Origin of the sequence: Candidatus Colwellia aromaticivorans (assembly GCF_003333305.1) — a bacterium.
In the GTDB taxonomy this organism is placed as follows: domain Bacteria; phylum Pseudomonadota; class Gammaproteobacteria; order Enterobacterales; family Alteromonadaceae; genus Colwellia; species Colwellia aromaticivorans.
The window spans coordinates 1-12,495 of the sequence record NZ_QOLD01000003.1; the positions used below are offsets into that span (position 1 = coordinate 1).

The window sequence follows — 12,495 nt, forward strand, 5'->3', positions numbered from 1 at the left end:
TTCTTTTGCTAAATCTACGCCAATTATAGTATTCTTCATAACAAGGACTCTTTATAATATTTTTTGTGTGGTAACAAATATATTACCCCACATCTTAGGTGTGGGGGAGTCCAATTATCTTATTAGATAATGCAGGAGCACATTATCCTGAATAACCATTATCTTCAATCAAAGCCTTGCGTACATGGATGTAGGTACTTAGGTTCAGTCTGGAACTATGAACCTGTGCCTAAAGACGTTTCTAACTCCAGCTGAATCCGACATATTGAAGTAACATGGGTATACATAGTAAAAGGGAAATATTATGACAGCGACAAAAAAAGACGAATTGGTCGTTCATGACGATATTAAAATAGTATATAACATGACAGAAAAGCCAAGCAAAACGCACTTAAAAGCACCCAAAGACAGAGCAGTAATCGCGAATATTCGCGCCGATCTCGTATTACCTGAAAATAATATTCTTACGGTAGATATAGATTTTGACACCACAAGTGGCTACCATAACAATGCAATTATGGTAATGGATGATTTCGGCGTTTAAATGATCGCTACCGCGTTTGAATCAAAATATTCAAAGGAAGATGCCGATAAAGTGCGTAAAGCATGGGCAGAGAAACAACAACACGATGATCCACGAAAACGCACTTGCTTACTGGTGCAAAAGTCAATTACAACAGGGGATACTCCGCAAGTTTTTGCCGTTTGTGGTTCGCGTAGGCATAAAACAGATATTGCCCCTGAGAGCATCATTTAGTTATTTATTTCAGATAACTAACTCTTATCGCGCAAATTATATTAAGCAGCTTAACTTGCTGCTTTTTTTCTTATTTATATCCTCTGTATTAATTTCTGTCTCATCTTTTGCTAAACAAACAAATTCATTTGAAAGCCTCGCTAATATTTATTCTATTGTGCAGGATAAAAAAGATTTTATTTGGTTATCTGGTCAAAATGGCCTTTATCGATTTGACGGCACACAGATTATTAATTTTTCAAATAAGGAAAAAGGCTGGGCTATCCCATTTAATTGGATAAATAACTTATCAATAAAAGATGAACAACTCATATTAGCAACAGAAACTAAAGGCTTGTGGTTGTTTAACACTGATACAGGTACAACAACCCCTATTGAAATCGAGGCACAATCCAATACGTTTTATAAAGCTATACACCATAAAAATAGCTACTATGCCATCAGTATGGCTCCTCAACATTTATATCGTTACGACATAGCCACTGGCGTAACCACGATAATAATGAAAGATATTACCAATAACACCTTGCTCTCTAGTGACAATAGGGTCTATTTTAATGATAAAGAAAAATTATTCTATTTAGACAGCACTGATAATTACCAAAAAATACACTATATAAAAGATTTTAATGAAAACATAGTAGCCGTAACCGGTACTGATGATACGGTAATAATCGCTAGCGAAAGTAATTTATTCAAATTCACTGATACGAGTACTATTACCAAAAAATCAATACTTTCTCCTATATCAGCGATAGCCATAAGCAATAATAACCAACACTTTTTTACTGTCGATCTGTCTGGCACAATCATAAAACGTGAATTAAAAACATTAAAAAAGCATCATAATACTTTTCCAATTGTTAAAAAATCAAGATACGAAGCTTTACTGCATGATAGTTCAGGCGTTTTATGGCTAGTAAATAATAGAGGCGTTCAGCGATTAACTGAAAATACCGTAATAAACCACCTTGCAATTTTTGATACCCGGTTTAGTTCACTAGAAACTGAAGTTTATGATAATCAACTCTACATTGGCAGTTACGGTAAAGGTGTTCATACACTATCTCCTTTCAAAAAAAACCAAGTTAATGCTGTTAATAGCATCAATAAAAAACTTTCAAAAAAAGCATTGAATATCACTGACTTATTAGCCATTGACAATACATTATGTATCGCTACCTTTGATGGTTTATGGCGTTATAATAAAAAATTGCAACAGACAAAGAAAATCAACTTATCTTTCGAAAACGCTAATTTAAGTAATTTGATTTTACTTAAATTAAGACATAAACAAAACTTACTTTATATCGCGACTGACGGACAAGGTCTTATCATTTACGATTTAAATAAAGATAAAGTAATTCAACACCTGAACAGAGATGTAGGTTTAAGTTCAGGTGAAGTGATTGATGTTTTACCTTTAGCCAATGGTGATATTTGGCTTGCCACAGCTTCAGGCATTGACGTAATAAGAAACAACACTAAAACAAATAACACCATTACAAGCCAAATAAGTGCAAAGTTCACATCCCTTTTGCAAGCTGACGGTAAAGTTTTTGCAGCAACCAAAGGTGATGGCATTTTTGTATACAATCAGCAAGGACAACTATTAACTCACTTTGCTAAAGGCATAAATTTTAGTTATATGTCCTTAATTGATAATAAAATCTTCGCTTCTGCCAAACCAGCTCTTTATGAAATAAATCCTGAAAACTATCAAATATCAATGATCTCAAATACTGAAAAATATTCATTCACTGATACACCTTTGTCCTATATTAATTCACTATTCATAGCTAATAGCATGGGGATATTACAATTACCAAAAACAACTAAAATTCCTTTTCATCCTAAAGTGTATATTAGTAAAACAACCGTATCAGGAAAGTCTTATTTATTAAATCAGGCAATAAATATTACCAGCGGTAATGATGTTATCACGCTAGACTTAGCAAGTTTAGATTACCGTCCAGGGATCAACAAACAGTTCCGCTACACACTTAATGGCAATACATGGCATAAAATTAACGAAAATCAATTAACATTAACAGGCTTAGCCTCAGGAAATTATTACATTGAGATAATGGCAACAAATAGTTTAGGCCAGTGGAGCGATAATAAAGCCTACACTGAAATTAGTGTTGCCTTTCCTTGGTATTGGAGTCAGCAAATACGATTAGTGTACGCAGTGATCCTAATTTGTATTGTGTGCCTTAGTGCTTGGTTACTTTATTTACGTAGCAAGTCTATTCGTCATATTCATAATGTTTTACAAGGTGACATTAGTAATTACGGCAAAACTAGTTTGCAAGTTAAGCGTAACTTAACCGTTGCCATCGCCTTATTATCTGAAAATAAAATTAATGAAAGCAAAGTCTTATTTCAAAAATGTGTTGACGACTTAAATGAACAGCAAGAATCACCAGAGCCAAATTCATTAAATGGTAATTCGTTAACGGTTGCCATTCCTTTTTTAGCCGAGTATTTGCAAATAAAATATCAAACGAAGTTATCTTTTCAATTAGATGCAAATGAAAGTGAACTTGAATATAAACTACGGGCTGACCTTTATCGCGTTATTTTTGAGGCGATAACTTATGCAATTCTCAAGGGTAGTGGTCGAAATTTCAAAGTTGTGATTCAGAAATTTAAGACTAAAATATGGTTAAATATCAGTGATGATGGACAAAGTTATATTAACTTTAATAGTATAGTCAACATTGATCTTTCTATGTATTACATTCGACAAATTGCTAATAAGCATAATGGCTCTATTAATACGTTTAATGAACAAGGTAATGGTAGTCAACTAGTATTAAGCTTACCAATCATAATTAATAATAATCTTACAACTCGAAATTTCGATTAATTTAATATAAAATACGTCTCCTTTTGTCGATGCCTCAGCAAGTGTTGGGTTTAACAATATCGATGTTAATAAATACGAATAAGTAAGAGTAAAGTAAATGAGTAAAAAGCTATATATCAAGACTTGGGGCTGTCAAATGAACGAGTATGACTCGCAGAAAATGGCAGAACTATTAGACTCTACCCATGGTTTTGAACTAGCGCAAGAAGCAGAAGATGCCGATGTAATTCTGCTTAACACTTGCTCTATTCGTGAAAAAGCCCAAGAAAAAGTTTTTCATCAACTCGGACGTTGGAAAAAATTAAAAGATCACAAACCTGATTTACTTATTGGTGTTGGTGGCTGTGTTGCCTCACAAGAAGGTGATGCCATCCGCCGACGAGCACCTTTTGTTGATATGGTTTTTGGTCCACAAACACTTCACCGCTTACCTGAAATGTTAAATCAATTACAACGTAGCAGTAGTCCAATCGTTGATGTGAGTTTTCCTGAAATTGAAAAATTTGACCGTTTACCAGAGCCCAAAGCAGATGGTCCAAGTGCATTTGTTTCTATTATGGAAGGCTGTAGTAAATATTGTACTTTTTGCGTGGTGCCTTACACCCGTGGCGAAGAAGTAAGCCGACCACTTGATGACGTTTTATATGAAATAGCTCAACTTGCTGAGCAGGATGTTCGCGAAGTAAATTTACTGGGCCAAAATGTTAACGCCTACCGCGGTGAAATGCATGATGGAAGCATTTGTCGCTTTGCCGATTTAGTGCGTTTAGTCGCCACCATTGATGGTATTGACCGTATTCGCTATACCACATCACACCCGGTTGAGTTTACCGATGACATTATTGAAGCGTACGAGGATGTCCCTGAATTGGTAAATCACCTACATCTTCCTGTACAAAGTGGTTGTGATCGAATTTTAACGCAGATGAAGCGTGGTCATACTGCACTTGAATATAAATCTCAGATTCGAAAATTAAAAAAAGTACGTCCTGAACTATCTATGTCATCAGATTTTATTATTGGTTTCCCCGGTGAAACTGATGAAGACTTTATGGATACCATGAAGTTAATTGAAGCAATAGACTTTGATTTAAGCTTTAGTTTTATTTACAGCGCTCGTCCAGGTACACCTGCTGCAGATTTACCTGACGATATAAGTGATGACACCAAGAAAGTACGCTTGAAATTACTACAAGACAAAATTACTCATCAAGCTTTACGCATTGCTAGACAAATGTTAAATACCGAGCAACGTGTTTTGGTTGAAGGACCATCAAAGAAAAATCCAATGGAACTACGTGGTAAAACAGAAAATAACCGAACCGTCAATTTTGTAGCACCACATTCGGTTATTGGTCAATTTGTTGATATTAAAATTACTGACGTGTATGCCAACTCATTACGTGGTGAGTTGATTCGTCAAGAAAGTGATATGGGGCTACGCATTGCTCATTCACCCGCTGACATTTTAGCTAATAGCCATCATAAGTCACCTAAAGTAAGTCATCTTGATGACTTAGGTGTCGGTACCTATACTCCTTCACCAGTTAATAGTTAGTAATATGGATAACACTTTGAGCATTGAAGAAAATAGCAACATCAACTCAGCCACAAACCACCAACTGGACTTAACTCCTGTTGATAACGAGCGCCAAGCTGAGTTATGTGGTCCTATGGATGATCACCTAAAAACGATTGAACGTCGTTTAGGTGTAGAAATTAGTTATCGTGGTAGTCAATTTAAAATAGTAGGTAAAGACAAAAACTGCCAAGCGGTTATCCACTTATTAAAAAATCTTTATATCGAAACTGCGCCAGTAAAGGGTATTTACAAATTAATTACCAGTGAAATGGTGCATTTAGCCATACTCGAAGCGAATGTATTAGAACAAGAAGATGTTAATATCCCCGCTCAAAGTAAAGAAGCGGCTGAATTAGGCGCTAATTATGAAAAAATGCTTACTATTAAAACAAAACGCGGCATAGTAAAACCACGTAATGGTAATCAGCAATCTTATGTTCAAAATATTATAACCAATGATATAAGCTTTGGTGTGGGCGTTGCTGGTACAGGTAAAACCTACCTTGCGGTTGCTTGCGCTGTAGAGGCATTAGAGCGACAAGAAGTTCGCCGTATATTACTCACTCGCCCTGCTGTTGAAGCTGGAGAAAAGCTTGGTTTTTTACCCGGTGATTTAGCACAAAAGATTGACCCCTATTTAAGACCGCTTTACGATGCTTTATTTGAAATGTTAGGCTTTGAACGGGTAGAGAAGCTAATTGAGCGTAATGTCATCGAAATTGCACCACTGGCGTATATGCGTGGTAGAACCTTAAATGATGCCTTTATTATTTTAGACGAAAGCCAAAATACTACGGTTGAACAGATGAAAATGTTCTTAACGCGTATTGGTTTTAATTCACGTGCCGTTATTACTGGTGATATAACACAAGTTGACTTACCTAAACATCAAAAATCGGGCTTACGCCAAGCAATTGAAGTTCTACAGGATATTCAAGGGATAAGTTTTAACTTCTTTCAAGCTAAAGATGTTGTACGTCACCCAGTAGTAGCAAGGGTGGTAGAAGCTTATGAATCTTATGAGCAAAAAGAAAACAGGCAAAAACAGCAAAAAGAACAACAAGTAAAAGCAAAATACTTAAACAATGAGTAATCATATTGATTTACAAATTGCTTGTGAAGCAACCGAGTTACCATCAATTGAGCTTTTTCAACGTTGGGCAGACATCGCCTTAACTGCTGTAACCAATCAAGAGTTTGAATTAACTATTCGGTTAGTTACTATTGAAGAAAGCCAACAGTTAAATAGCCAATATCGACAAAAAGACAAACCCACTAATGTACTGTCTTTTCCCTTTGAAGTCCCTGATGGTATTGAACTTAATTTACTAGGCGATTTAGTCGTTTGTGTACAAGTTGTTGAACAGGAAGCAAAAGAGCAAAACAAGACATTATTTGATCATTGGGCACACATGATTATTCATGGATGCTTGCATTTATTAGGATATGATCATATAAACGATACTGATGCAGATGAAATGGAAGCGCTAGAAATAAAAATTTTAGCACAATTATCCATTAATAATCCTTATGAAAGCTAACAATAGCTAAACAAACTTTAATAGGAACAAAATAAGCTCTATGAGCGATGATAACCCCCACTCGAGTAACGGCTCAAAGAAAAAATCAGTATTGAATAAAATAATTCAATTATTTAGACCTGAGCCGAAAAATAAAAACGATTTAGTTGATGTATTAACTGACGCGCAAAGCCGTGAGTTAATAAACCCTGAAACAAGGCAAATGATTGAAGCGGTATTAGAAGTATCAGAAATGCGCGTTCGCGACATTATGATACCTCGTTCGCAGATGGTAACCATCGATAGAAATCATAGCTTAGATGAATTTTTACCGATAATTTTAGACTCTGGTCATTCACGTTTTCCTGTCGTAAATGAAGATATTGATCATGTTGATGGCATTTTATTAGCTAAAGACTTACTCGCCTTTGGTTTTAGTAACTCTTCAGAAATATTTAGTTTAAATGATGTTATTCGCCCTGCAATCATTGTCCCGGAAAGTAAAAAAGTAGAGCCACTATTAAACGAATTTCGCTCTAACCGTTATCATATGGCACTAGTTGCTGATGAATATGGTGGTATTTCAGGGGTGATCACTATCGAAGATATTCTTGAACAAATAGTAGGGGAAATTGAAGATGAAACTGATGAAGATATTGAGGAAGATATAAAATTGCTCGCTAGCAATGTGTATTTAGTCCGAGCGTTAACTGAACTTGAAGATTTTAACGAATATTTCAATTGTGAATTTAACGAAAAGTCAGCAGATACCGTCGCAGGAATAGTTTTACAACATTTAAACCATATGCCACAAAAAGGTGAGCAACTCACCCTAGGGCCATTTGACTTTAAAGTGCTTACAGCAGATACAAGACGTATGCAAATGCTACAAGTAACCGTCGATAAGAAACATAAAATCAACGGTAAACTGAGTGACTAAAGTAAGCATTCTAACACTTTTATCATCATTAAAGAGCTCCTTAGTAAACAAGAAAAATTGGCTTTCTTTTATCACGGGTTTAAGCTTAGTATTTGCTTACGCCCCTTTTTCACAGTGGTATTTAAGCCTTTTTATTCCTGCCATTGTTTTCTATCACTTAGCTAAACAACCGCCTAAAAAGTCAGCAAAACTAATGTTTATTTTTGCCTTTGGTTGGTTTGCTAGCGGTATCAGTTGGGTTCACGTTAGCATCGACCAATTTGGTGGCCTACCGCTTACCGTTTCTTTAGGCTTAATGTTATTGCTTTGTCTTTACTTAGCATTATTTCCTGCTCTTGCCGCTTACTTAACGGCCTATTTTTCAAATAAAAAGCAGCTTAATTTATGGCTATTAATGCCTTTTTGGCTAATTAGCGAGTACCTACGTAGTGTTGTGTTTACTGGCTTTCCTTGGCTCTCATTAGGATATAGCCAAATAGATAGTCCATTAGCTAAGTTTGCACCATTAATAGGCGAAGTGGGCATCACCGCATTAGTCATTTTAATTAATGTTTGCCTAGTAAAAATAGTTTATTCCTTAAAGCAAAATAGCAAAAACACGCTGACTTATCCTATCGCGCTTATCTTTATGATTACTACATTAAGTTATGGTTTAGCTAACGTAAATTGGGTTCAAGTCACCGGAAAAACAACTAAAGTTGCCCTAGTTCAAGGTAATGTTGCTCAATCAATAAAATGGGCCCCAGAGCAAGAATGGCCAACGATGCTTAAATACTTAGATCTTACTCGGGTAAATTACGATGCAGATATCATTATATGGCCTGAGTCAGCTATTCCTGCAGTAGAGCCTGCAGTACAAGACTATTTGAGCACAGTAAACCAATCAGCTTTATTAAATAATAGTGCCATTATTACCGGTATTTTAAATTATAATTTTGAAACCAAAGAATACTTTAATAGTTTAATAGTTTTAGGAAATAAACAAGATGAAGATGAGCAAGGTTATTACTATAACCATAACAATCGCTATTCAAAAAATCATCTGTTACCCATTGGTGAGTTCGTGCCATTTCAAGAGTTATTACGTCCAATAGCACCACTGTTTAATCTGCCCATGTCTTCTTTTAGTCGAGGAAATTATATGCAGCATAACCTGATAGCAAAAAACTTACATATTTTACCGCTACTTTGTTTTGAGATTGCCTTTCCTCATCAATTAGCCGCTAATTTAACTAAACAAACGAGTTTGTTATTAACAGTGAGTAATGATGCTTGGTTTGGTAATTCACACGGGCCACATCAACACATGGAAATAGCTCGTATGCGTGCTTTAGAGTTTGGCCGGCCATTACTTCGCTCAACCAACAATGGTATAACCGCAGTTATTGATCATCACGGTAACTTTATTGCGCGTATTCCACAGTTTGAAGAAGGCGTATTAAAAACAGAGGTAGAGCTAGTAACAGGTGTAACACTTTATAGCCTATGGCCACGTTTGATTCTAGTATTAATGATTATCATACCGTTAATTCTTAATGTTTTTTTACAAACTCAAGAGAAAAAAGAACATTAATTTGGCGTTGAGGCTGTACCAAATACATATTAGTGTTACGAGTTAAGATTTTACTGATTTCGGATGCATATTCACTTTATTTCGACCACTTTTTTTTGCATGATAAAGTGCAGAATCTGCACATTCAATCCACGCTTTATGGCTTCTAATCACCGGCTCAATTTCAGCGATACCCATACTAATAGTGTATTTAAGATCAATATCATTATATTGAGTAATCGATGCTTCTACAGCCTTGCGTAAACGCTCAGCAAAAACATACGCACTTTTTAGTGGTGTATCTGGCAGTAAAACAACAAACTCTTCACTACCATAACGACCAGGAATATCAGTTTCCCTTACATGATTTTGAATTAAATTGGAAAGATGACGAATAATTTCATCGCCAACCACATGACCATAGGTATCATTTACCTTTTTAAAGTGATCAATATCGAGTATCACTAACGAACTTGAGTGTTGACTACGGATCCAACGTTTATACTCAGCTTGTAAGCAGCTCTCCCAATGACTTCGATTGAACAGCTTTGTTAACCCATCAGTTTGGCTTAATATAGCTAATTCTTCATTGGCTTTTCCCAAGCTCTTTTTATGTACTGCATTATCCGTTACGTCATAAACAAGCAAACATAAATGGCTCACCTCACCCGTTGAAGACATCAGTGGAATAAAGGTAGTATTTTGATACATAAAATCAGAGCTACCGGTAACAGGACGGTAACTATTAAACTTAAATAAATAGGGTCGTTGCTCCCAAATAGTGAACGCTTTATTTTTTAATAAAAATACTGACTCGGCTTTGCGCTCAAACCAATCTTGGGGTATTTCATCAAATAATTTAAACAACGACTTGTCTTTCACTTCTCTAGGCAATAAACCACTGTGGTTTTCCATAAAACCATTAAAAATCTGTACCTTGTATTCTTTATCTAAGACCACTAAGCCAACATCAATGTTATGAAGCATCTCCATTAACCAGTGTAATTCATTTAATTGTGAGGTTTGTAACGACATGGCCAATCCCATTCTCTTTAAATCCACGTTCTTTTGATATAAACATAGCGGTTAAAATACAAAAACTTAATCAAGTAAATAAGATAACTTGTTATTTAATGTTTGCATCGACTGTTCGGTAAACAACAAAAGTAAATCACACTTGATTGGATAATTTTCAATGCTATAACTAATTTCAATTGCCAATGTTTTCTTCCACTTAGTATTGTTAGCAATTAGTTCAGATATTTTTCTATGCTGACCTAAAACCACAGGGTGACCTTGACTAAAAGCGATATCAAGTTGTTCCGATAGCCCTTTTAAGCATGCACCAATAAGTACGTTTGCTAAATCCATTAATAACTCTAACTCTGTACCATCGTCTTCGTCATATTGGTAATTCATCAGTGAAGCTACATCTTGAAAACTAGAATCGGTCAATATTAATAACGCTTCACCAGAAATACCTGCACTAATAAAGCCTTGGCAAATGCCTGAAGTGCTTTCGCTTGCCTCTACCGCTTTGAGTGCCATGCTCAATTCACTTACTTCAATAAAGTTAACATTGGGTATCGGTAATTTAACAAAAACATCCAACAATCTCGCGAGTAAATCCCCTGCCCGTCCCATGGCAACATTAGCAACCTCTTGATAACAATCCCTTAATTCAGCAGACAAAGTTAATTCAACATGACTAATAGGTGCAGATGTGTCAACAGTCACCACCTTTAAAGGTGGAACAACAACGATATTACTTTTTGCTTGTACAAGTGGTTTTTGAGCATCTACATTGGTAGTAATCACTGGTTGAGCCAAGATATGCTCTTCTTTAGTGAATACACCATAAGACAGTAGTACTTCTGTCAATTTTTCTTTACTCACCGGTTTTTGAATAAAATCCAATGCCCCTAAGCCCGTAACTCTTTTATGCGCTTCGGGTTGAATATCTCCAGAAACCACAATAGTCAAAGTGGGTAAATCTTGTTTTAAAATAGCCTCAAGAACTTGATAACCATCCATTTCTGGCATATTTAAGTCAAGTAAGAGTACATCACCTTTACCTGCTTTTATTGCCTTTATTCCTTCAATTCCATTGATAGCAAAACTAATTTCAACATCCCAACCTTCAGGCAATGAACTCGCTAGTTGCTTACGCGCCATATTAGAGTCATCACAAATTAATAGCTTAGTTGGCATAATGGCTCATCACCTTGGAAAAATAAAAATCGCATGGAATCAAAACTTCTCGTTTATGTATTTTAATATTAATACCTATTTTTTGAACATAGCAATAGGATATTTGGTAAAGCTTTCACACTAATTTTATCGAAAAATAATCAAGAAACCCAATGAGAAAAACGGTAAACTTAACCTTTGCAACTAATTATTCCAACTAATGATGAAATTATCTACCCTAACTAAGCTTTTATTTATATTATTTTTTACCCCCAATGTATTAATGTTCAATGCTCACGCAAAACCAGTTAGTCAATCAACACTAACGCAAACACAAGATTTAGTAAAAGCGAACGATAAGTACGTTACTTTACTCGGTACCCAGATAAATATTGGTGATGAAGCGCCAAACTTTAAAGTAGTAGATAAAAACTTTACTCCAGTACATCTATCTGATTTTAAAGAGCAAACATTACTCATTTCAGTTGTACCAAGTTTAGATACTGGCGTTTGTTCACTACAAACCAAGCGTTTTAATGAAGAAGCAGCCAAGTTACCGAAAAACATCACCATATTAACTATTAGTAATGACTTACCTTTTGCACAAAAGCATTTTTGCAAAGTTGAGAATGTAGACCTAGTAAAAGTATTATCCGATTCAGTTTGGCGTAACTTTGGTGAAAGCTATGGTCTAATAATTAAAGACATGGGCTTATTGACTCGCGCCATTTTTATTATAGATAGCCAAGGAATAGTAAAATATAAAGAATTAGTGGCTAACATATCTCAACATCCAAATTACGAGAATGCATTGACAGCCGTTAAAGATATCGCCCCTGTAATTGTTATTGAAAACAAAGTAATAACAAGTGAAACACCTAGCGAGACTACTAAGTAACCTATTTATACCCGTTACCAATCAAGGTGCTTTTTTCAGAATGCTTGAGTTATTTCAATTCAAGGCACTGTGATGAAATAATGGGTATATACCCATGATACTTCAAAATGTGCGTTTCAGGGCCGCTGAACGATTCATGGTCAAGGCGCATCTTTTTATTAAGGGTCGTTCCCTTAAAAAGAGA

11 protein-coding genes are annotated in these 12,495 nt (G+C 35.5%); 9 read left to right on the top strand and 2 right to left on the bottom strand.

What is annotated here, in order from left to right:
* The first annotated feature begins 304 nt into the window (after positions 1-304).
* The 8 genes from DWA31_RS00040 (at position 305) to lnt (ending at position 9,244) form a co-directional block, all read left to right on the top strand.
* A complete protein-coding gene (locus DWA31_RS00040; RefSeq protein ID WP_114324644.1) occupies positions 305-544 on the top strand; it encodes a hypothetical protein in 240 nt (79 codons plus the stop codon).
* Positions 545-757, top strand: a complete 213-nt coding sequence (locus DWA31_RS00045; protein ID WP_114324645.1) for a hypothetical protein — start codon at positions 545-547, stop codon at positions 755-757.
* A gap of 55 nt (positions 758-812) precedes the next feature.
* Positions 813-3,629, top strand: a complete 2,817-nt coding sequence (locus DWA31_RS00050) for a sensor histidine kinase (RefSeq protein WP_114324646.1) — start codon at positions 813-815, stop codon at positions 3,627-3,629.
* Between the two features lie 97 nt (positions 3,630-3,726).
* On the top strand, positions 3,727-5,187 hold the full coding sequence (gene miaB / locus DWA31_RS00055) for a tRNA (N6-isopentenyl adenosine(37)-C2)-methylthiotransferase MiaB (protein ID WP_114324647.1): 1,461 nt from the start codon (positions 3,727-3,729) through the stop codon (positions 5,185-5,187).
* Between the two features lie 4 nt (positions 5,188-5,191).
* A complete protein-coding gene (locus DWA31_RS00060) occupies positions 5,192-6,304 on the top strand; it encodes a PhoH family protein (protein ID WP_114324648.1) in 1,113 nt (370 codons plus the stop codon).
* The gene (ybeY, locus tag DWA31_RS00065) at positions 6,297-6,752 is read left to right on the top strand and encodes an rRNA maturation RNase YbeY (protein ID WP_114324649.1); all 456 of its coding nucleotides are present in this window, start codon (positions 6,297-6,299) and stop codon (positions 6,750-6,752) included. The genes DWA31_RS00060 and ybeY overlap by 8 nt, the downstream gene beginning before the upstream one ends.
* Positions 6,753-6,792: 40 nt before the next feature.
* Positions 6,793-7,671 (top strand): CorC family transporter, encoded by an 879-nt coding sequence (locus DWA31_RS00070; protein WP_114324650.1) that lies wholly within the window; start codon positions 6,793-6,795, stop codon positions 7,669-7,671.
* The gene (gene lnt / locus DWA31_RS00075; protein WP_210725509.1) at positions 7,664-9,244 is read left to right on the top strand and encodes an apolipoprotein N-acyltransferase; all 1,581 of its coding nucleotides are present in this window, start codon (positions 7,664-7,666) and stop codon (positions 9,242-9,244) included. The genes DWA31_RS00070 and lnt overlap by 8 nt, the downstream gene beginning before the upstream one ends.
* 42 nt (positions 9,245-9,286) lie before the next feature.
* Here the strand turns inward: lnt and DWA31_RS00080 are convergent, their stop codons facing one another.
* Positions 9,287-10,258, bottom strand: coding sequence for a sensor domain-containing diguanylate cyclase (locus DWA31_RS00080; protein WP_114324651.1), 972 nt, complete (start codon positions 10,256-10,258; stop codon positions 9,287-9,289).
* A 66-nt stretch (positions 10,259-10,324) separates the two neighbouring features.
* Positions 10,325-11,434, bottom strand: a complete 1,110-nt coding sequence (locus DWA31_RS00085; RefSeq protein ID WP_114324652.1) for a response regulator — start codon at positions 11,432-11,434, stop codon at positions 10,325-10,327.
* 202 nt (positions 11,435-11,636) lie between these two features.
* Here DWA31_RS00085 and tpx point away from each other — a divergent pair, with 202 nt between their 5' ends.
* A complete protein-coding gene (gene tpx / locus DWA31_RS00090) occupies positions 11,637-12,311 on the top strand; it encodes a thiol peroxidase (protein WP_425451840.1) in 675 nt (224 codons plus the stop codon).
* Positions 12,312-12,495: the final 184 nt, after the last annotated feature.

Coding starts and splice junctions, on each gene's coding strand:
- DWA31_RS00040 (WP_114324644.1), top strand. CDS start 305: ATGACAGCGACAAAAAAAGACGAATTGGTCGTTCATGACGATATTAAA.
- DWA31_RS00045 (WP_114324645.1), top strand. CDS start 545: ATGATCGCTACCGCGTTTGAATCAAAATATTCAAAGGAAGATGCCGAT.
- miaB (WP_114324647.1), top strand. CDS start 3,727: ATGAGTAAAAAGCTATATATCAAGACTTGGGGCTGTCAAATGAACGAG.
- DWA31_RS00060 (WP_114324648.1), top strand. CDS start 5,192: ATGGATAACACTTTGAGCATTGAAGAAAATAGCAACATCAACTCAGCC.
- ybeY (WP_114324649.1), top strand. CDS start 6,297: ATGAGTAATCATATTGATTTACAAATTGCTTGTGAAGCAACCGAGTTA.
- DWA31_RS00070 (WP_114324650.1), top strand. CDS start 6,793: ATGAGCGATGATAACCCCCACTCGAGTAACGGCTCAAAGAAAAAATCA.
- DWA31_RS00080 (WP_114324651.1), bottom strand. CDS start 10,258: ATGTCGTTACAAACCTCACAATTAAATGAATTACACTGGTTAATGGAG.
- DWA31_RS00085 (WP_114324652.1), bottom strand. CDS start 11,434: ATGCCAACTAAGCTATTAATTTGTGATGACTCTAATATGGCGCGTAAG.
- tpx (WP_425451840.1), top strand. CDS start 11,637: ATGAAATTATCTACCCTAACTAAGCTTTTATTTATATTATTTTTTACC.